Genomic DNA, 20131 nt, shown 5'->3' on the forward strand with positions numbered 1-20131 from the left:
GCTGAACGAAGTAACAGGCTGCTAAAGGACCACCATGACTGACCAGAACGAACTCAAAAGCATCGGCCTGAAGGCGACGTTTCCTCGATTGAAGATCCTGGATGTGTTCCGTAAAGCCGAAACGCGCCACATGAGCGCAGAGGACGTTTACCGGGCGTTGATCGGCGAAAACGTCGAAATCGGACTGGCAACCGTGTATCGCGTGCTGACCCAGTTCGAACAGGCCGGCCTGCTCAGCCGCAGCCAGTTCGACAGCGGCAAGGCCGTGTTCGAATTGAACGAAGGCGAACACCACGACCACCTGATCTGCACCAACTGCGGCCGCGTCGAAGAGTTTTTTGATTCCGAAATCGAAAAGCGCCAGCAGAAGATCGCCAAGGACCACAACTTCACCCTGACCGGCCACGCCCTGTCGTTGTACGGTATCTGCCAGCGCTGCACCAAGGCGCGCTGACCTGCTCCCGCTGCCGCCCCGCTAGTTGTTCCCCAACATCTCCCGCGCGTGTTTGCGGGTGGTGGCCGTAATTTCGATACCCCCCAGCATGCGGGCAATTTCGTCGATCCGGCCGGTACGGTTCAACAGATGCACGCCTGATACGGTGCTGCTTCCCGACTGGCGCTTTTCCACCTCGTAATGCACGTTGCCGCAGGCCGCGACCTGGGGCAGGTGGGTCACGCACAGCACCTGGTGGAAGTTGCCCAGCTCGCGCAACAGGCGGCCCACCACTTCGGCCACTGCGCCGCCCACCCCGGTATCCACCTCGTCAAAGATCAGGGTCGGCACGCGGGCCGCGCGGCTGGCGATCACTGACAGCGCCAGGGAAATCCGTGCCAGTTCGCCGCCCGACGCCACTTTGGCCAGGGCGCGCGGCGTGGTGCCGGCATGGCCGGCCACACGGAACTCGACAAGGTCGGCGCCCGCCACGCCCGGTTCGCCGGGCTGGACCACGGCTTCGAACTTGCCGCCGCTCATGGCCAGCGTCTGCATCGCCTGCGTGACCTGCCTGGATAATGACGCAGCCGCCTTGTGGCGCGCGGTGCTCAGTTCCTTGGCCAATGCGTCGTAGGCCGCCCGGGCGGCCTCGGCACGCGCACGCAGGGCCTGGACGTCTTCCGATTCCTTGAGCGTATCCAGCTGGGCCAGCAGGGTCTGATGCCGTTCAGGCAGTTCGTCGGGCGTCAGCCGGAACTTGCGGGCGGTCTCGAACACGGCCTGCAGCCGGGCTTCCACGATCGACAGCCGCTGCGGGTCCACTTCGAGCCGGGCCAGATAGCTGTTCAGATCGGACACGGCCTCCTGCAGGGCGATCCGCGCGGATTCCAGCGCTTCGGATACCGGGGTCAGCGCCGAGTCATGATTGGCGAGCTGGGCGATCCGCTGCGATGCCGCGGCCAGCCGGGTGTGTGCCGCGTCGTCGTCTTCTTCCAGCGCCGCAATGGTCTGGCTCGCGCCGTCGATCAAGGATTGGGCATGCGCCAGCCGGGTGTGTTCGGCCTGCAGTTCTTCCCACTCGTCGGCGCCCAAGGCCAGGCGGTCCAGTTCGTCGGCCTGCCATTGGAGCCGTTCGCGTTCCTGCTGCAGGCTTTCGGCGTCGCGTTCCACGGTTTCCAGGCGGCGCGCCACGTCGCGCCAGGCCTTCCAGGCGTCGGCGATGCCGCGGCGCAGGGCGGAATGATCGCCATGACCGTCGAGCAGATCGCGCTGGGAATCGGCCTTGAGCAGGCTCTGGTGGGCATGCTGGCCATGAATGTCGACCAGTTGCTCGCCCAGTTCACGCAGTTGCGTGAGGGTGGCTGGCATGCCGTTGATGAAGCTGCGGCTGCGGCCCTGGCTGTCGATCAGGCGGCGGAGCACGAGGCTGTCGCTGTCCAGTTCGTGGTCGGCCAGCCAGCCGGTCAGGGTATCCGGAACGTCGAAGACGGCGCTGATTTCGGCGCGGGTCGCCCCTTCGCGCAAAACCGAGGCGTCCGCCCGCTCGCCCAGCGCCAGGGCCAGTGCGTCGATCAGGATCGACTTGCCTGCGCCCGTCTCGCCGGAAAACACGGTGAATCCGGGGCCAAACTCGACCTCGGTGTGGTCGACAATCACAAAATCATTGATGTGCAGCGCGCGCAGCATACGGGAGAAGGCCAGTAAAGATCGGGGTCAGTCGACTGCTGCGCCGGAAATCTGGTTCCAGTGCAACTTTCGTCGCAAAGTGGAAAAGTAACTGTATCCGGCCGGATGAAGGAAGCGGATGGTATGTTCTGCACGTCTCACTACGATGCGGTCGCCGACCTTCAGGGACGACCAGCTCTGCATGTCGAAGTGAACGCTGGCACTCTCGTCACGGCCACCCTGCGCGCGGGTGAGCGTGATTTCGATCGTACAGTGATCGGGGATGGTGATCGGCCGGTTGGACAGCGCCTGGGGCGCGACCGGAACAAGCACCAATCCGCGCAATGACGGATGCAGGATCGGACCGTTGGCGGACAACGCGTAGGCGGTCGACCCGGTGGGGGTGGCGATGATCAGGCCGTCGGCGCGCTGCTTGGACATGTACAGCCCGTCCACCTGCACCGTGACTTCGATCATGCCGCCCAGCCCGGCCCGGCTCAGCACCACGTCATTCAGCGCCAGCGCCGAGATCATGGTGGTTTCGCCGCGGATCACGCTGGAGTCCAGCAGGATCCGCTCTTCAGACTCGAAATTGCCTTCCATCATGCCGGCAATGGCTTCTTCGGCCGATTCGAGCGGGATATCAGTGATGAAGCCCAGACGGCCGTGGTTGATGCCGACAAGCGGCACATTCCAGGGCGCCAGTTGCCGGGCCAGGCCCAGCATGGTGCCGTCGCCGCCCATGACGATCGCGAGCGAGGCGCGCTGCCCGATCTCGTCGACCGTGGCGGCCGGGTAGTCGGTCAGCCCGATATTGACGGCGGTTTCGGCTTCAAACAACACTTCTCGGCCGCTGGCCTGAAGCATGCGCGCAAGGGCCCGCAGCGGCCCGGCGATGCCGGTGTCATGGTATTTGCCAACGAGGGCGACGATGGGAAAATGCATGCTTGGGATTATATGGGTGAAGGTGGCCGGCGAGCGGGAAAAACCGTCCTGCCAAGCCCGACCGTCATTACAATAGCGGATATGGACGATCGCGCACGCACGCTACTCAAGGCGCTCATAGAGCGTTACATCACTGACGGCCAGCCCGTCGGTTCGCGCACCTTGTCGAAAGTCTTCGATCTGTCGCCGGCCACGATCCGCAACGTCATGGCCGACCTGGAAGACCACGGGCTGATCCACAGTCCGCACACCTCGGCCGGGCGGGTTCCCACGCCCAAGGGCTACCGGGTGTTCGTCGATTCCCTGCTGACCGTCCGCCCGTACGAAGTGTCCGAAGAAAACCGGATACAGACGCTGCTGCCCGCGGCCGACCCGCAACGCGTCATTGCATCAGCCGCGTCGCTGCTTTCCAACCTGTCGCAATTTGCAGGGGTGGTGATGGCGCCCAAACGCACGCAAATGTTCCGGCAGATCGAATTCATCCGGCTGTCCGACAAGCGGGTGCTGCTGATTATCGTGACGCCGGAAGGCGACGTGCAGAACCGCATCCTGTTCGCGCAGCGCGACTATTCGTCCACCGAACTGATGGAAGCGGCCAATTTCTTCAACCAGCATTTCGGCGGCAAGTCGTTTGACGACGTGCGGCTGACGCTGCAGCGCGACCTGGGCAAGCTGCGCGAAGACATCTCCCGCCTGATGCAGCAGGCCGTGGACGCCAGCACCGAAGTCGCGGCTGACAACTCCGATTCGGTTGTCATTTCGGGCGAGCTGAACCTGCTGGGGGTATCCGACCTGGGCGCCGACCTGGACAAGCTGCGCAAGATGTTCGGCCTGTTCGAAAAGAGAACCGATCTGATGCAGCTGCTCGACATTTCCAGCCGCGCGCAGGGCGTCCAGATCTATATCGGCGGCGACTCGCAACTGGTCCCGGTCGAAGAATTGAGCGTGATCACCGCGCCCTACGGGGTCGACGGCAAGATCGTGGGCACCCTGGGCGTCATCGGCCCTACGCGTATGTCGTACGATCGCGTCATCCCGATCGTCGACATCACGGCGCGCCTGCTTTCCAACGCGCTCAGCCAACACTAGGACACGCATGCGTTTTCTTCCCGAACCGCCCCATCGTCATGGCGCGGTTGTCCACGGCGCGGCCGCCAAGACCGGCGTGCTGCTGGTCAATCTCGGCACGCCCGACGCGCCGAATCCCAAGGCCGTCCGCCGTTTCCTGGCCGAATTCCTGTCCGATCCCCGCGTCATCGAAATCCCCCGGCCGATCTGGTGGGTGATCCTGAACGGCATCATCCTGAACGTGCGTCCCAAGGACGCGGCGGCGCGGTATGCGTCGGTGTGGATGGCCGAAGGATCGCCGCTCATGGTCTGGAGCCGGCGCCAGACGGCGGCGGTGGACGCGGCGTTGACAGCACGCGGCCACGCGGTTGAAGTGGTGCTGGGCATGCGTTATGGCAATCCGTCGCTGGCCAGCGCCATGCAGACCCTGCGCGAGCGTGGCTGCGACCGGATCCTGGTGTTGCCCCTGTACCCGCAGTATTCCGCCAGCACGACGGCCACTGTGTCCGACGCGATCAATGCGCTGCTGGCGCGCACCCGCAACACGCCCGAACTGCGGTTCGTGAAGCATTTCCATGACGACCCGGGCTACATCGCCTCCCTGGCGGCGCGGGTGAACGACTTCTGGGAACACAACGGCCGCGGGCAGAAACTGGTGCTGAGCTTTCACGGCCTGCCGCGCCGGTCCCTCGACCTGGGCGATCCGTACTTTTGCGAATGCCAGAAAACCGGGCGGCTGCTGATCGCTGCCCTGGGGCTGACGCCGGACCAGGTCGAAATCACCTTCCAGAGCCGCTTTGGCGCCGCCGAGTGGCTGCAGCCCTACACCGAGCCCACGCTGAAAGAACTGGCCAAGAATGGCGTGACGTCGGTCGACGTGTTCTGTCCGGGATTCGTGGGCGATTGCATCGAGACCCTGGAAGAAATGGCCCAAGAAGCGCGCGACGCGTTCCTGGCCGCCGGCGGTACGCAATACCGCTACATTCCGGCGATCAATGACTCGGCGCCGTGGATCGACGCCCTGACGTCGCTGGTCGAACGCCACCTGCAGGGCTGGCCGACAAAAGCGGCCCGTTCCCCCGACATGGCCGCCGCCGAGGCACGCGAATTGCAGGTTCAGCGCGAACATGCCCTTGAACTTGGCGCAACCGACTGAATATGTGTCCGGGCATGCTGGCATTTCCAGTCTGGAACACACATACGTATGGAAGAACTGCGGATCGATAAATGGCTCTGGGCAGCCCGTTTCTTCAAGACGCGCACACTGGCCCAGGCCGCCGTGGAAAACGGGCAGGTCAAAGTGGCCGGCGATCGGGTCAAGCCCTCCCGGTCCGTCCGGCCGGGCGACATGCTGCAGATTCGGGTTGGGCAGCAGGACTGGGAAGTCCTGGTCCGCGGCATTGCCGCCCTGCGTGGCCCGGCGGTGTTTGCGCGCACGCTGTACGACGAAACGCCTGACGGCATGAAAAAACGGCTCACTGCCATCGAACTGAACCGTCAGGCGCGCGACCCTTCTGTCGAACTCAAGGGCCGTCCCACGAAAGCCGATCGCCGCCGCCTGGATCGCTTCCGCCACGGCGACGAATGAACTTTCTTCTGCCTGCCGCGTCGCGGCAGGCTTGAAATGCCGGTCCTTACCCCCATCTGTGGCATATCGCGAAAGCAAGTGCCTGATTTTTCTCGACTTTTTTCATTGGAGGACTTCGATGTCTGCTGAGCAGTCGCCTGGCGACCAACCTACCCAGCGCGCCCCGCAGGAAGACGCTTTTTCCATGCCCGAGGGCAATGCCGGGACCCCGCAAGAACAGCCCGCGGTCGAGACCGATCCTGTAGCCGACCTTCAGGCGCAGCTTGCTGCCGCCCAGGCTCAGGCCCAGGAACACTACGACGCCCTGCTGCGTGCACGTGCCGACGCGGAAAACGCGCGCCGCCGCGCCCAGGACGACGTGGCCAAGGCCCACAAATTCAGTATCGAATCTTTCGCCGAAAGCATGGTGCCGGTGCGGGACAGCCTCGAAGCGGCGCTGGCCCAGCAAGGCCAGACCGTGGAATCGCTGCGTGAAGGCGTCGACATCACGCTCAAGCAGCTGACCGCCGCGTTCGAGCGCAACAAGCTGATGGTCATCCAGCCGGAAGCCGGCGCCAAGTTCGATCCGCATCAGCACCAGGCGATTGCGTCAGTGCCGTCGGATCAAGCCGCCAACACGATCCTGCAGGTGCTCCAGAAGGGCTACCTGATAGCGGACCGTGTGCTGCGTCCGGCCCTGGTGACCGTCGCCGCCGCGAAGTAAACGGACGCTGTGGAAGGCGGCCGGTTGATGCAACGCCGGTGGCCGCCATAGCGGATTCAGGCACATCGGGCATGGCCCGATAAAACAAATTGATGGAGGCCATTGAAAATTCCTCCATCCCACCTATTTAGTGTTCAAGCAAAGTTTTTCTGATATTTCAGGAACAGGATCATGGGCAAAATCATTGGTATCGACCTTGGAACCACCAACAGCTGCGTAGCTGTCTATGATGGCAACCAAGTCAAAATTATCGAAAACGCCGAAGGCACCCGCACGACCCCGTCCATCGTCGCCTACATGGAAGACGGTGAGACCCTGGTCGGCGCACCCGCCAAGCGTCAGGCAGTCACAAACCCGCAGAACACCCTTTACGCCGTCAAGCGCCTGATTGGCCGCAAGTTCGACGAAAAGGCGGTCCAGAAAGACATCGAACTGATGCCTTACAAGATCATCAAGGCAGACAACAACGACGCCTGGGTGCAGGTTCGCGATCGCAAGCTCGCGCCGCCTCAAGTGTCGGCCGAAGTGCTGCGCAAGATGAAGAAGACCGCCGAAGACTACCTGGGCGAAGAAGTGACGGAAGCGGTCATTACCGTGCCAGCCTACTTCAACGACAGCCAGCGTCAGGCCACCAAGGACGCCGGCCGCATCGCGGGTCTGGACGTCAAGCGCATCATCAACGAACCGACCGCTGCGGCATTGGCTTTCGGTCTGGACAAGTCGGAAAAGGGCGACCGCAAGATCGCCGTGTATGACTTGGGTGGCGGCACGTTCGACGTGTCGATCATCGAAATCGCCGACGTGGATGGCGAAAAGCAATTCGAAGTGCTGTCGACCAACGGCGACACCTTCCTGGGTGGTGAAGACTTCGACCAGGTCATCATCAACTACATCATTTCTGAGTTCAAGAAAGAGCAAGGCGTCGACCTGTCGAAAGACGTGTTGGCCCTGCAACGCCTGAAGGAAGGCGCGGAAAAGGCGAAGATCGAACTGTCGTCGGCTGCGCAGACCGAAGTGAACCTGCCGTACATCACGGCCGACGCATCGGGTCCGAAGCACTTGAACCTGAAGATCAGCCGCGCCAAGCTGGAATCGCTGGTTGAAGAACTGATCGCTCGCACGATCGAGCCTTGCCGCATCGCCATCAAGGACGCCGGCGTCAAGGTTTCCGAGATCGATGACGTCATCCTGGTCGGCGGCATGACCCGCATGCCCAAGGTGCAAGAGAAGGTCAAAGAGTTCTTCGGCAAGGATCCGCGCAAGGATGTGAACCCCGACGAAGCCGTGGCTGCTGGCGCCGCGATCCAGGGTTCCGTGCTGTCGGGCGACCGCAAGGACGTGCTGCTGCTGGACGTGACGCCGCTGTCGCTGGGTATTGAAACCCTGGGCGGCGTGATGACCAAGATGATCAAGAAGAACACCACGATTCCTACCAAGTTTTCGCAAGTGTTCTCGACCGCTGACGACAATCAGCCGGCCGTGACCATCAAGGTGTTCCAGGGTGAACGCGAAATCGCGGCTGGCAACAAGGGCCTGGGCGAATTCAACCTGGAAGGGATCCCGCCTGCATCGCGTGGCACGCCGCAGATCGAAGTCACGTTTGACATCGACGCCAACGGCATTCTGCACGTGTCGGCCAAGGACAAGGGCACCGGCAAAGAGAACAAGATCACGATCAAGGCCAACTCTGGCCTGACCGAGGAAGAAGTTCAGCGCATGGTGCAGGACGCCGAGGCCAACGCCGCGGAAGACAAGAAGGTGGCCGAGCTTGCGCAGTCGCGCAACCAGGCCGACGCGCTGGTGCACGCCACCCGCAAGTCCCTGACCGAGTACGGTGACAAGATCGAAGCGTCCGAAAAGGAAGCGATCGAAGCCGCGATCAAGGATCTGGAAGACACGTTGAAGGACGGCGACAAGGCCGCCATCGACGCCAAGGTGGAAACGCTGTCGACGGTCTCGCAGAAGCTGGGCGAGAAGATGTATGCCGACATGCAGGCCCAGGCCGGCGCAGCCGGTGGTGCCGAGGGCGGCGACGCCCAGGGCGCCTCGGGCAAGCCTGCCGACGACAATGTCGTCGATGCGGACTTCAAGGAAGTGAAGCGCGACAAGTAATCGCGTCTTGAACGGGAGGATCCGGCTTGCCGGCGCCTCCCGTTTTGTCGTTTCCGAAACGGAAAGGCAAGGGAGTGCCCGCGTGGAATGCTCCCCATAGCGCCCGGATCGTGGTTGAAGGCCGGCGCTATCGAGAACATTCCCCATTCAAGGATTCCGCCGCGGCGGGATCTGGTTGTTGACATATTGGTTACCACAGGCTCCAACGCACCATGGCAAAACGCGATTTTTACGACGTCCTCGGTCTGGCACGCAATGCGTCCGACGAAGAGATCAAGAAGTCCTACCGCAAACTGGCCATGAAATACCATCCGGACCGCAATCCGGATAACAAAGAGGCCGAAGAAAAGTTCAAGGAAGCCAAGCACGCCTACGAAGTGCTGTCCGACGCCGAAAAGCGTGACGCGTATGACCGGTATGGCCATGCGGGTGTGGACGCGGCGGCAGCCGGCGGCATGGGCGGCGGCGCGGGTGGATTTGCCGATGCCTTCGGCGACATTTTCGGCGAAATCTTTGGTGGCGGCCGCCAGCGCGGCGGTGGCGGCGGATCGCAGATGTACCGCGGCGCCGACCTGAAGTACGGCCTGGAAATCACGCTGGAACAGGCCGCCAATGGTTTCGACACCGAAATCCGCGTGCCGAGCTGGGAAAACTGCGAGGTCTGCCACGGCTCGGGCGCCAAGCCCGGGACCGAACCCAAAACCTGCCACACCTGCGGCGGCGCGGGCGCGGTGCGCATGCAGCAGGGCTTTTTCAGCGTGCAGCAAAGCTGCCCGACCTGCCATGGCACCGGCAAGGTCATCCCTGATCCTTGCACGACGTGCGATGGCGCAGGCAAGGTTCGCCGCAACAAGACGCTGCAGGTCAAGGTTCCGGCCGGTATCGATGACGGCATGCGCATCCGGTCGTCGGGCAATGGCGAGCCAGGCGTCAACGGCGGCCCGTCGGGTGACCTGTATGTGGAAATCCACATCAAACAGCACGCGATCTTCCAGCGCGATGGCGACGACCTGCATTGCGAACTGACGATCCCGTTCACGACCGCGGCCTTGGGTGGCGAACTGGAAGTGCCGACCCTGGGGGGACGCGCCGAGATCACGATTCCGGAAGGCACCCAGTCGGGCAAAGTGTTCCGCCTGCGGGGCAAGGGTATCCGCGGCGTGCGCGCCAGCTACCCCGGCGACCTGTACTGCCATGTGGTGCTGGAGACGCCGGTGCGCCTGACCGACAAGCAGCGCCAGTTGCTGCGTGACTTTGAAGCATCCCTGACCGAAGGTGGCGAAAAGCATTCGCCGCAAAGCAAGTCATGGACGGATCGCGTGAAGGAATTCTTCAGCTGATCGGCCACGCCGCTCAATAAAAAACGCCCACCGGTGCAGGCCAGTGGGCGTTTTTTTATCCGGGTGCGCGAAGCCTTGCGTTCAGTGCCCGCCGCCCAGATACGCGGCCACGACCGCCGGATCGTGCCGCAGCCGTTCCGCCGAACCGTGTACCGAGATCCGGCCGTTTTCGAGCACGTAGCCGTAGTCGGCGACCTGCAACGCCGCCGCGGCAAACTGTTCGACCAGCAGCATGGTCACCCCTTCGCTTTTCAGGCGGGCGATGATGCGGAACACTTCTTCGACCAGGATGGGCGCAAGGCCCATCGATGGTTCGTCGAGCAGCACCACGTCGGGATTGAGCATGATGGCGCGAGCCATGGCCAGCATCTGCTGTTCGCCGCCCGACAGCGTGCCGGCCAGCTGCGTGCGCCGCTCCTTCAGGCGAGGGAACAGTTCCATCGCCCGTTCCAGGTCGGCCTTGACGTCACCCTTGGGCCGCCCGCCGGTCAGCCGCGGAAAGGCGCCGAGCAGCAGATTGTCGTTGACCGAACTGCGCGGAAACACGCGCCGGCCTTCGGGGGAGTGCGCCAGGCCCAGCCGCGCAATGTGATGCGAGGCCATGCCATCGACCCGCGTCCCGTTCAAGGAAATGCTGCCGCTGGTCGGCTGGATCATGCCGCTGATGGCGCGCATGGTGGTGGTCTTGCCGGCGCCGTTCGACCCGATCAACGTGACGACCTTGGCCTTCGGGACGTCGATGTCGATGCCGTGCAGCACCTTGACCTTGCCGTATCCCGCTTCGAGATTCCTGATGGACAACATGGTGTCTCCTTGGTGCTGAATGCTGGATTGGAAAGGACCGGTCAGGCCGCCGCCGCAGTGGGGGCGCCCCCCAGGTAGGCTTCGATCACCTTGGGATCCGACTGGACCTGCCGCGGCAGGCCTTCGGCAATCTTCTGCCCGAAGTCCAGCACCGACACCACATCGCACACGCCCATCACCACGTCCATGTGATGCTCGATCAGGATCAGGGTGATGCCGTGATCGCGGATCTTGCGGATGATGGCAAGCAATTCCACGATGTCGGGTGCGGTCAGGCCGGCAGCGGGCTCGTCCAGCAGCAGCAGTTGCGGATCAAGCGCCAGGGCGCGCGCGATTTCCAGCAGGCGCTGTTTACCGTAGGGCAGGTTGCGGGCTTCTTCCAGCGCAAAGTCGGCCAGGCCCACAAAGGCCAGCAGCGCCATGCCGCGCTGGCGAGCCGCCGCTTCTTCGCGCTGCCATGATCCGGTGCGCAGCATGATGCCCGGCAAGGCCGTGTTGAAGGTGTGATGCAAGCCCACCAGCACGTTGTCCAGCGCGGTCATTTCACCGAACAGCTGGACGTTCTGGAAGGTGCGCGCGATGCCCGACAAGGCGATGTCGGACGGCGTGCGGCCCGCCAGTGATCGGCCCGCAAACGTCACGCTGCCCGCGGTGGGGGTGTAGATGCCGGTCAGCACGTTCATCATCGTGCTCTTGCCCGATCCGTTCGGGCCGATCAAACCGTGGATGGTGCCGCGGCGGATTTTCAGGTCCACCTGATTCAGCGCCTTCAGGCCGCCGAACTGCATCAGCACCTGGTTGGCGTCGAGCAGGCCGGCATCGCCCGCCGGATCGCTGCCCGCCGGTGTGCGCGCAATCGCCAGGCTGGCCTCGGCTTCGGGCAAGGGCGTGGCCGCCGCACGTTCCGCGCGCTTGTGTGCAAAGAAGGTGTTGCGCACGAAGCCCACGATGCCGTCGGGAAGGTAGTACACGACGAACAGGATCATCACGCCAAAGATCGTCAGCCGCCAGTCGGTCACGGCGTCCAGCCAGAAGGCAAACGCCGCCAGCGCCACGGTGCCGATCACCGGCAGCATCACGCGCTGCGGCGTGGTGCGTTTCTGCGCAAGCAGATAGACCGCGCCCAGCACCACCAGCAAGGCGACTGCCACCGCCACCATTCGGAACGTTCCGATATCGTCCAGCATCTTGGGCAGCATCACGATGATGGTGGCGCCCAGCAGCGGCCCGATACGCGTCTTGCGTCCGCCCATGATCACGGCCAGCAGGAACAGGATTGTCAGTTCGAAGTTGTAGGTGTTGGGGGAGATGTACTGCTCGGAATACGAGTACAGCGACCCCGCCAGTCCGGCGAACCCCGCACTGATCACAAAGGCATAGACCTTGTACCGATAGACCGACACGCCCATGCAATCGGACGCGATCGGGCTGTCGCGCAGCGCTTCGAACGACCGGCCCAGATGCGACTTGAGGATGCGGTGCACGGCCAGCAGCGCCAGCACCATCAGCACGGCCACGATCCAGAAGTATTCGGTCTTGTTGACCAGATGCGTGCCGAACATGGGCTTGGACAGCTTGATGCCCAGCGGACCTTCGGTCAGGAAGGTCATTTCGTTGATCAGGATCTGGATGATCGTGCCAAACGCCAGGGTCACCATCGCCAGATATGGCCCGGTGACGCGCAGCGCGGGCAGCGCCAGCACCGCGCCGAACACGGCGGTGACGGCAATGGCCGCCGGCACCGTGATCCAGATCGGCATGCCCAAGTGGAACACCAGCACGCCGGCCGTATAGGACCCGATGCCGAACAGACCGGCATGACCGAGGGACACCTGCCCGGTATAACCCACCACGATGTCGAGCCCAAACAGCAGGATCGCGTAGATCATGATGGTTTCGGCCAGGTGCTGGTAATACGGATTGGTCACCGCCAGCGGGAACAGCGCCAGGCAGACGATGCCCAGCACCGAGAGTGCGATATGCAAAGGTTTCATCGTCATACCTTCTTGATGGCAGTCTTGCCGAACAGGCCGGCTGGCTTGAGCGCGAGCACGAGCAGCAACAGCACGAGTCCGGGCACGTCCTTGTAGCCCGTGGACAGGTAGAAGCCGGTGGTGGTCTCGGCAATGCCCAGCACCAATCCCCCGACGATCACCCCCATGCCGCTGGACAGCCCGCCGATGATGGCGACGGCAAACGCCTTGAGGCCGAGCACGGCGCCCATGGTCGCGCCGGTCAGCGTCAGCGGCGCGATCAGCACGCCCGCAAACGCGGCCGTCATGGACGACAGGGCATACGAAAACGTGATGACGCGGCTGGTGTCGATGCCCATCAGGCCGGCTGCCGCACGATCGTCCGACGTGGCCACCACGGCCTTGCCATAGATCGATTTGCGGTTGAAGATTTCGACCGCCAGCATCAGCGCCAGGGCGCCCACCACGACCAGCAGTTCCATGGGCAGCACGTTGGCGCCAAACACCTTGATCGGCGCTTCGGGCAGGGGGGACGGAAAGCGGAGGTCATCACGGCCCCATACGTTTTCGGCCACGTTCTTGAAGATGATGCCCAGCGCGATGGTGGCCATGATCCAGCCGAATTCGGACCGGGTCTTGATTGCCGGCCGCACGCCGACACGTTCGACCAGCGCGCCTTGCGCCAGCCCGAACAGACACACCAGCGGGATCATGAGCCAGTAGTTGACGCCCAGTCCGACGAGCGTCAGGCCGACGAGCGCGCCCAGCATCAGAGCTTCGCCCTGCCCAAAATTGAGGGTGCCGGATGTCGCGAACGTGACCTGGTAGCCGAACGCGATGACCGCGTAGATCATGCCAAGCGCCACGCCGCTGTAGATCAGCTGTATGAAGATTTCCATCTGGGATCCCGAGCAGAAAACCGGCTTTCCCGGCGCCTGCCGGAAAAGCCGTGGAGACAGCCGGCGCCGCAGAGCGCCGAGTCCAGGTCAGGCGCCGGGCGGCGCCTGAGTGCACAAGCCCGCCTTATTTGGCCAGGGCGGTGCTTTCTTTTTTGCGCGCCGTGGCGCCCGACTTCATGTCGGTGTCATAGGCATAGACGACGCGTCCGCCTTTCACTTCGCCGATCACGGTCAGGTTGGCCGTGATGGCGTCATGGTCGTCGTGCGAGAACGGCTTGTCGTAGGTCATCACGACGCCTTCCACCGGGGTCTGCAGGTTTTCGAGTGCTTCGCGCAGCTTCACGCCGTCGGTGCTCTTGGCCTGGTTGATCGCGGCCGCCAGCAGATAGACCGAGTCATACCCCTGCGCGGCCGACACCGGCGAGTCGATCCGGTTGTTCTTGGGCTTGAAGGTCTTCAGGTAGTTGTCGATGAAGGCCTTGCGCTTCGGGGTGTTCGGTTCCTGGATGAAGGTTTGCGGCATGCGCGCGCCTTCGCCGTTGGTGCCCGAGTTGTCGATGTAGTTGGCCATCGACAGGGTCCAGCTGCCGATCAGCGGCACCTTCCAGCCCAGCTTGGTCATGCCGTTGGCGATCTGCGCCAGTTCAGGGCCGATGCCGTAGGTCAGCACCGCTTCCGCTCCGGCCGATTTGGCCTTGAGCAGTTGCGCGGTCATGTCCACGTCCTTGATATTGAATTTTTCGACGGCGACCGGCTTCATGCCTTTGGCGGTCAGGGCTTTTTCCAGGTCTTCGCGGCCCAGCTGGCCGTAGTTGGTGGAGTCGGCCAGGATCGCGACCTTCTTGAAGCCGCGCTTGGTGACCGCTTCTTCGACGATCATGGGCGCCTGGATCGTGTCATGCGCGGCGTTGCGGAACACGTAGTTGTCGGGATGCTCGGGCTTCTTGAACTGGTGCGTGATCACGCTGCCGGTCGCCACGTTGTTGATCACTGGAATCTTGGCGTCCTGGAAGAAGCGCTGCGAGGCCAGGGCAACGCCGGTGTTGATGTAGCCCAGCATGGCCACGACCTGTTCCTTGTTGATCATTTCCTGCGCGATCTGCACGCCGCGTTCGTTCTTGGCTTCGTCGTCGCGTTCGACCAATTGCAGTTGACGCCCCATGACGCCACCGGCCTTGTTGATCTCGGTCGTTGCCAGCCGGACGCCATCACGCATGCTGACGCCCATGGACGACGAGCCCCCTGTGAAGGGCCCCGACACGCCGATCTTGATCGGGTCGGCAGCGTGGGCGAACGAGGCGGTCAACGACAGAGCGAGGATGCCGGCGAGTTTTTGTAATGGGAAAGTCATGGTGTCTCCTGAGGTGCAGCGGAAGTAGCGGACTGAGGCAGTACGAACCGGATCAAGCAACAGCGGGTCAAGCAAAACCAGGGCAAGGCAGGGCAGGCTTCAGGCCGCCGTGCGGGTGTCGTTCCAGAGCACGTCGCTCGTCACGTCGCGCACGTCGCGGGTGCCGGTCAGCGCCATGGCCACGTCCAGTTCCTTGCGAATGATGTCGAGGGTGGCCGTCACGCCGGCTTCGCCGAGCGCGCCCAGGCCATACAGGAAGGCGCGTCCGATCAGGCAGGACTTGGCGCCCAGCGCCAGCGCGCGCAGCACGTCCTGGCCCGAGCGGATGCCGCCATCGAACATGATCTCGACCCGGTCGCCCACCGCGGCCGCGATCGACGGCAGGGCGGCGATGGAAGAAGGCGCGCCATCGAGCTGGCGCCCGCCATGGTTGGACACCACGATGGCGTCGGCGCCGCTGTCGGCCGCCAGGCGCGCGTCTTCGACGTTCAGCACGCCTTTCAGAATGAGCTTGCCCGGCCACAGGCGCCGCACCCAAGCGACGTCGTTCCAGTTCAACGACGGGTCGAACTGGCCCGCGATCCATTCGGACAGGGTCTTGAGGTTGCCGGCCTTGGCCAGCTGCGCTTCCAGGTTGCCAAAGCTTTTGCGTTTGCCCATCATCACGCCCCAGGCCCATGACGGCTTGGTCGCGATATCGAGCGCATTGGCGAGCGTCAGGCGCGGCGGCACGGCCAGGCCATTCTTGATGTCGCGGTGCCGCTGCCCCTGGATCTGCAGATCGAGTGTCAGCACGAGCGCGGAACAATTGGCCGCAATGGCGCGTTCGATCAGCGACTGCGAAAATGCGCGGTCGCGCATCACGTACAGCTGGAACCAGAAGGGCTGGGTGACGGCGTCGCGTACGTCTTCGATCGAGCAGATCGACATGGTGCTGAGGCAGAAGGGCACACCGGCGCGTTCCGCCGCGCGGGCAGCCAGGATTTCGCCATCGCCATGCATGATGCCGGTCAGCCCCGTAGGTGCAAGACCCACGGGCATGCTGACGCGCTGGCCGAGCATGGTGCTTGCAAGATTGCGCGAGGAGACGTCGACCATGACGCGCTGGCGCAGACGCAGCGCCGCCAGGTCATTGCAGTTGGCGTGCAGCGTGACTTCATCGTACGAACCGCTGTCGACGTAATCGAAGATGGCGCGCGCCACCCGGCGCTTTGCCATTGCTCGCAGATCCCCGACATGCGTGATTGCCTGCATCCCCGTCCCCTCTATTTTTGTTATGAGAGAGCCATGCTATCGAGGTAGAGCATGTGTTGCGCAGAATATCATTCCGCATGAGCCTGGAAAATGTTTCCGCCTCGGGGTTAGTACGTGCTGGTTTGCCCGTTCCGGGTTAACGCGGTCAGCCAGGTGGCGAACAGATCGACGACCTCGTCAAAGGGTTGGGAGGCATCGCGGCACAGGTAGTAGTCGGATGTCGAAGGCACCGTAATGTCGAACAGGCGGACCAGCTTGCCTTCGTCCAGCCATTGCCGCACCAGGCAGTCGCGGGCCAGGCCGACGCCCATGCCGGCGCGCGCCGCTTCCAGCATCATGCCCAGATCAAACATGCGCACGCCGCCTTCGGGTTCGGAACTGTCGTTCACGCCTGCGGCCATCAGCCAGGGCCGCCACGGTTCCAGGGGGCAGCGCAGCAAGGTGGCCTGGCGGATGTCCGCCGGACTGCGCAGGCCCGGGTGCGCCGCCAGATACGCGGGCGAACACACCGGAAACACCGGGTCGTGCGTCAGGCGCTGCGAGATCAGGCCGGTAAAGCTGCCGGTGCCGAAACGGATCTGCAGGTCCGCATAGGGCGGTCCCATTTCAAGATAGGGGATGGACAGCAGCAGCTCGATTTCGACATCGGGATGCCGCTCGGTAAAGCCCGCCAGATGGGGCACCAGGATCTGCCGCGCGAACGTGGGAGTGGACACGATCCGCAGCGGTTCGCGGCGGCGCACGACGCGTTGATGCAGCGACGCGTTGGACAGCAGTTCAAGGGCGCTGCGGACCTGCTCCAGATATTCCTTGCCGGCCAGGCTCAGGTCCAGCCCGCGGCCCCGGCGCACGAACAGGCTGACGCCCAGTTGCGCTTCCAGGGCGACCACCCGCTTGCCCACTGCACTGGCCGTAATGCATAACGCTTCGCTGGCCCGCTCGAACGATCCCAGGCGGGCCGCCGCCTCGAAGGCCTGGATGCCGGCAAGGGGCGGAAGCCGGACATCTTTCCCGGTCGGACTATGCATGCGAAGGTCCTGCGCTGGCAGCGTGGCAAACCGGAAGTATAGGTTCTGCCGGACGCCAAAAAACAAGGCGCGCAGTGGGGATTTCCCGCTGCGCGCCCGGTGTCGTCAGGCTGCCTTGATGAAGCAGCCGCTACATGCCTACTTGGCCCGGAAATCTCCCGCCGCCGCCGAACTGAAGGCTTCCGGCTTGAGGTATTTCCGCAGGACGGTATTGACCTGGTCGGTCGTCAGCGCCTGCATCTTGCGGTCCAGGTCGGCCGAGAACGCAAACGTGCGGCCCAGTTCCAGGTACTCGGCCCAGGTGCGGACCACGGCGCGGTCCTGCGCCCGGGTCAGCTTGCGCAGACTCATGATCGACGCAATGCCGTCCTTGACTTCCGCGTCGGTAAAGCCGTCCTTGGCCGCGCGCGCCAGTTCTTCCTTGATGGCGGTTTCGAGCTTGGCGCGATTGCTTGGCGCGTAGATGGCGTACACGGTCCAGTCGGCCGTCGGTTCATACAACGAGACATTCAATGCGCTGCGCACGTTGTAAGACAGGCCTTCCTTTTCGCGCACGCGAGTCCAGAGCCGTGACGTTTCGGACGTGCCCAGCAGGTAGTTGGCGACATACAGCGCCGGATAGTCGGCGTTGGTGTCCTGCACCGGCATGGGCATCGTGGCGGCGTAGAAGGCATTGGCCTTGTCGGGCAGCGGCAGGTCGAACTGCTTGGGCTCGACAGGGTGGAACGGGTCCGACACGCGGGTGTAGGACGGCGCGGTCTTCCAGCCTTCCAGGCCCTTGGTCAATGACTGTTCGACCGCCTTGCCATCGAAGTCGCCCACTGCCACGAAGCGAACTTTTCCGGCGCCGTAGAACTGGTTGTAGAACGCAACCAGATCCTCGCGCTTCAGGCCGTTGATGGCCGCCGCTTTTTCTTCGAAGGTCTGCACATAGCGCACGTCACCCGCCGGCCACGGATTGCCGTGACGGGCCAGCGTGCGGCGCGCGACTTCGTCGGGTTCCTGGCGGTCGTCTTCGATCGATGCCAGTTCGCCGCGCTGGTATTCGTCCAGCTGCGCTTCCGGGAAACTGGCGTTGCGCAGGATGTCCATGACCAGTGCCACGGCAGGCGCCAGGTTGTCACGCGTGGTGGTGATGTTCACGCTCAGGTCGGTACCGCTGCCAGCAAAGCTGACGTCGGTGCGCAGGGCATCGAACTTGTCGTCGATCTGCTGGCGCGTCAGGGTCGGCGTGCCGCGATACACCAGCGCCGACACGGCGCGCGAGACGTCCATCTTCCCTTTCAGGCTGTCGGCGTCGCCGAACTGCAGCGACAGCCGTGCGTTGACAACGCGTCCACGCGTGGACTTTTCCAGCAAGGCCAGTTGCACCGGACCGTTCGGCAGGTCCAGCGTCTTGCGCTGCGTGCGCGCATCCAGGTTGGCCGGCGTCGGGTCAAAGGCCTCGGCCTGCGCGTAGTCCTTGTCACCGGTATATCCGTTCAATTCCTTATCCAGATCGAAGGCCTTCGGTGCCGGCGCGCGCTGCGGCGCGTCGGTCGGCACATAGGCGCCCAGCGTCCGATTCGATTGCAGCAGATAGCTTTCGGCCACGCGCTGCACGTCGGCAAGCTTGATCGCGCGGACGCGGTCGCGAGCCAGGAAGAAGGTGCGCCAGTCGCCGATCGCGATCGATTCCGACAGGGACACGCCCACCTTTTGCGGATCGCTGTAGGCGGCGTCCCAGTCCTTCAGCCACTTGGTGCGCGCGCGTTCCAGTTCTTCTTCGGTGATGGGTTCGGTCTTGATCGACTCCAGCGTCTTGAGCATGGCTTCGCGCGCGGCATCCTGCTGCGCGGGGCTGGCCAGCTGCGCGCCGAACATGACGGTGCCGGGATCGTGCGAGTCGAACGTAAAGCCAAAGGTGGCGGCGGCCAGGCGCGATTCCACCAGGTTCTTGTACAGACGGCCCGACGGGTTGTCGCCCAGGATGCCCGACAACAGGTCGACGGCGGTGGCGTCCGGATGGCTGCCCTGCGGCACGTGGTAGAGCGCGGCCACCAGCGGTGTGCCGCCCGTGCGGCGCAGGGTGATGCTGCGTTCGCCGTCCTGTACCGGTTCAACGGTGTAAAGCGGGGGCAGGGCGCGTTTGGGCTTGGGCAGCTTGCCGAAGGTGCGCGAGATCGATGTCAGCGTCTTGGCCGGGTCGAACGCGCCCGACACGATCAGCACGGCGTTGTCTGGCTGGTAGTAGGTGCGATAGAACGCCTGCAGGCGGCTGATGTCGACGTTCTCGACATCGGACCGGGCGCCGATGGTCGACTTGCCGTAGTTGTGCCACTGGTAGGCCACGGCGTTCATCTTGCTCATGAGAATGCGGAAAGGATTGTTCTCGCCGCTTTCCATTTCGTTGCGGACCACCGTCATTTCGGTGTCCAGGTCCTTGCGCGCAATCAGCGAATTGACCATGGCGTCGGCTTGCCAGCCCAGATACCACTCCAGGTTGTCTTCATTCGCGGCAAAGCTGGCGAAGTAATTGGTGCGGTCGGTCCAGGTGCTGCCGTTGGCGCGCAGGCCGCGGCGCGAAAATTCACCCAGCGCGTTGCGCAGCGTGGGGGTGCCCTTGAACAGCATGTGCTCCAGCAGGTGGGCCATGCCGGTCTCGCCGTAGTTCTCGTGGCGCGAGCCCACCATATAGGTCATGTTCACCGTGGTGGTCGGCTTGGATGCATCGGGCGCCAGCAGCACGCGCAGGCCATTCTGCAAGCGGTATTCGGTAATGCCTTCGACCGACGTCACGCGCGTCATGCCCTTGGGCAGCGCCGGCCCGGACTGGGCGGCCAGCACGCTGGGCGCGGTAAACGCGGCGGCAGGCACGACCACGGCCGCGGCAGCCAGCCGAAGCAGGGTTAACGAAGCCAGGTGGCGGGAAGCAAGATGACGCGGTGACGATGCACTCATGGATGCCCGATAGAGAAGTGAAAAGAAA

16 protein-coding genes are annotated in these 20131 nt (G+C 63.6%); 7 read left to right on the top strand and 9 right to left on the bottom strand.

Going from position 1 to position 20131, the window contains the following annotated elements:
- Positions 1-34 precede the first annotated feature (34 nt).
- Positions 35-454 carry a ferric iron uptake transcriptional regulator gene (gene fur / locus HD883_RS26550; protein ID WP_179589997.1) on the top strand — a complete coding sequence of 140 codons (420 nt, stop codon included), beginning with the start codon at positions 35-37 and terminating at the stop codon, positions 452-454.
- Positions 455-475: 21 nt separating this feature from the next.
- Here fur and recN read toward each other — a convergent pair whose 3' ends face one another.
- Both recN and HD883_RS26560 read right to left on the bottom strand, forming a co-directional pair.
- Positions 476-2119 (bottom strand): DNA repair protein RecN, encoded by a 1644-nt coding sequence (gene recN, locus HD883_RS26555; protein WP_179589995.1) that lies wholly within the window; start codon positions 2117-2119, stop codon positions 476-478.
- A 27-nt stretch (positions 2120-2146) separates the two neighbouring features.
- On the bottom strand, positions 2147-3043 hold the full coding sequence (locus tag HD883_RS26560; RefSeq protein ID WP_179589993.1) for an NAD kinase: 897 nt from the start codon (positions 3041-3043) through the stop codon (positions 2147-2149).
- 81 nt (positions 3044-3124) lie between these two features.
- Between HD883_RS26560 and hrcA the strand changes: the two genes are divergently transcribed.
- The 6 genes from hrcA to dnaJ all read left to right on the top strand — a co-directional run bounded on the left by hrcA (position 3125) and on the right by dnaJ (position 9854).
- Positions 3125-4132 carry a heat-inducible transcriptional repressor HrcA gene (gene hrcA / locus HD883_RS26565; protein WP_179589991.1) on the top strand — a complete coding sequence of 336 codons (1008 nt, stop codon included), beginning with the start codon at positions 3125-3127 and terminating at the stop codon, positions 4130-4132.
- A 7-nt stretch (positions 4133-4139) separates the two neighbouring features.
- Entirely contained in the window at positions 4140-5267 is a 1128-nt protein-coding gene (gene hemH, locus HD883_RS26570) for a ferrochelatase (RefSeq protein ID WP_179589989.1), read from the top strand.
- 48 nt (positions 5268-5315) lie between these two features.
- On the top strand, positions 5316-5699 hold the full coding sequence (locus HD883_RS26575) for an RNA-binding S4 domain-containing protein (protein WP_179589987.1): 384 nt from the start codon (positions 5316-5318) through the stop codon (positions 5697-5699).
- A 118-nt stretch (positions 5700-5817) separates the two neighbouring features.
- Complete coding sequence (grpE, locus tag HD883_RS26580; protein ID WP_179589985.1) at positions 5818-6402, top strand: nucleotide exchange factor GrpE; 585 nt, start codon at positions 5818-5820, stop codon at positions 6400-6402.
- 171 nt (positions 6403-6573) lie between these two features.
- Entirely contained in the window at positions 6574-8514 is a 1941-nt protein-coding gene (gene dnaK, locus HD883_RS26585) for a molecular chaperone DnaK (RefSeq protein WP_179589983.1), read from the top strand.
- A 212-nt stretch (positions 8515-8726) separates the two neighbouring features.
- Positions 8727-9854 (top strand): molecular chaperone DnaJ, encoded by a 1128-nt coding sequence (gene dnaJ / locus HD883_RS26590; protein WP_179589981.1) that lies wholly within the window; start codon positions 8727-8729, stop codon positions 9852-9854.
- 81 nt (positions 9855-9935) lie between these two features.
- Here the strand turns inward: dnaJ and HD883_RS26595 are convergent, their stop codons facing one another.
- From HD883_RS26595 to HD883_RS26625, 7 genes are all read right to left on the bottom strand, one after another.
- Positions 9936-10658, bottom strand: a complete 723-nt coding sequence (locus HD883_RS26595; RefSeq protein WP_179589979.1) for an ABC transporter ATP-binding protein — start codon at positions 10656-10658, stop codon at positions 9936-9938.
- Between the two features lie 41 nt (positions 10659-10699).
- Positions 10700-12652 (bottom strand): branched-chain amino acid ABC transporter ATP-binding protein/permease, encoded by a 1953-nt coding sequence (locus HD883_RS26600; RefSeq protein WP_179589977.1) that lies wholly within the window; start codon positions 12650-12652, stop codon positions 10700-10702.
- A 2-nt stretch (positions 12653-12654) separates the two neighbouring features.
- Positions 12655-13530, bottom strand: a complete 876-nt coding sequence (locus tag HD883_RS26605) for a branched-chain amino acid ABC transporter permease (RefSeq protein WP_179589975.1) — start codon at positions 13528-13530, stop codon at positions 12655-12657.
- 124 nt (positions 13531-13654) lie between these two features.
- Entirely contained in the window at positions 13655-14881 is a 1227-nt protein-coding gene (locus HD883_RS26610; RefSeq protein ID WP_179589973.1) for an ABC transporter substrate-binding protein, read from the bottom strand.
- A gap of 99 nt (positions 14882-14980) precedes the next feature.
- On the bottom strand, positions 14981-16135 hold the full coding sequence (locus HD883_RS26615; RefSeq protein WP_179589971.1) for an alpha-hydroxy acid oxidase: 1155 nt from the start codon (positions 16133-16135) through the stop codon (positions 14981-14983).
- Positions 16136-16242: 107 nt separating this feature from the next.
- Positions 16243-17163 (bottom strand): LysR substrate-binding domain-containing protein, encoded by a 921-nt coding sequence (locus HD883_RS26620; protein ID WP_179589969.1) that lies wholly within the window; start codon positions 17161-17163, stop codon positions 16243-16245.
- A gap of 138 nt (positions 17164-17301) precedes the next feature.
- Positions 17302-20103: a M16 family metallopeptidase gene (locus HD883_RS26625; RefSeq protein ID WP_179589967.1), complete on the bottom strand. Its 2802-nt coding sequence runs from the start codon at positions 20101-20103 to the stop codon at positions 17302-17304.
- Between the last annotated feature and the right edge of the window lie 28 nt (positions 20104-20131).

The organism is Pigmentiphaga litoralis (assembly GCF_013408655.1).
GTDB lineage: Bacteria > Pseudomonadota > Gammaproteobacteria > Burkholderiales > Burkholderiaceae_B > Pigmentiphaga > Pigmentiphaga litoralis_A.

Bases quoted from the DNA above. Each gene is read 5' to 3' on its own strand.
- fur (WP_179589997.1), top strand. From the start codon at position 35: ATGACTGACCAGAACGAACTCAAAAGCATCGGCCTGAAGGCGACGTTT.
- recN (WP_179589995.1), bottom strand. From the start codon at position 2,119: ATGCTGCGCGCGCTGCACATCAATGATTTTGTGATTGTCGACCACACC.
- HD883_RS26560 (WP_179589993.1), bottom strand. From the start codon at position 3,043: ATGCATTTTCCCATCGTCGCCCTCGTTGGCAAATACCATGACACCGGC.
- hrcA (WP_179589991.1), top strand. From the start codon at position 3,125: ATGGACGATCGCGCACGCACGCTACTCAAGGCGCTCATAGAGCGTTAC.
- hemH (WP_179589989.1), top strand. From the start codon at position 4,140: ATGCGTTTTCTTCCCGAACCGCCCCATCGTCATGGCGCGGTTGTCCAC.
- HD883_RS26575 (WP_179589987.1), top strand. From the start codon at position 5,316: ATGGAAGAACTGCGGATCGATAAATGGCTCTGGGCAGCCCGTTTCTTC.
- grpE (WP_179589985.1), top strand. From the start codon at position 5,818: ATGTCTGCTGAGCAGTCGCCTGGCGACCAACCTACCCAGCGCGCCCCG.
- dnaK (WP_179589983.1), top strand. From the start codon at position 6,574: ATGGGCAAAATCATTGGTATCGACCTTGGAACCACCAACAGCTGCGTA.
- dnaJ (WP_179589981.1), top strand. From the start codon at position 8,727: ATGGCAAAACGCGATTTTTACGACGTCCTCGGTCTGGCACGCAATGCG.
- HD883_RS26595 (WP_179589979.1), bottom strand. From the start codon at position 10,658: ATGTTGTCCATCAGGAATCTCGAAGCGGGATACGGCAAGGTCAAGGTG.
- HD883_RS26600 (WP_179589977.1), bottom strand. From the start codon at position 12,652: ATGAAACCTTTGCATATCGCACTCTCGGTGCTGGGCATCGTCTGCCTG.
- HD883_RS26605 (WP_179589975.1), bottom strand. From the start codon at position 13,530: ATGGAAATCTTCATACAGCTGATCTACAGCGGCGTGGCGCTTGGCATG.
- HD883_RS26610 (WP_179589973.1), bottom strand. From the start codon at position 14,881: ATGACTTTCCCATTACAAAAACTCGCCGGCATCCTCGCTCTGTCGTTG.
- HD883_RS26615 (WP_179589971.1), bottom strand. From the start codon at position 16,135: ATGCAGGCAATCACGCATGTCGGGGATCTGCGAGCAATGGCAAAGCGC.
- HD883_RS26620 (WP_179589969.1), bottom strand. From the start codon at position 17,163: ATGCATAGTCCGACCGGGAAAGATGTCCGGCTTCCGCCCCTTGCCGGC.
- HD883_RS26625 (WP_179589967.1), bottom strand. From the start codon at position 20,103: ATGAGTGCATCGTCACCGCGTCATCTTGCTTCCCGCCACCTGGCTTCG.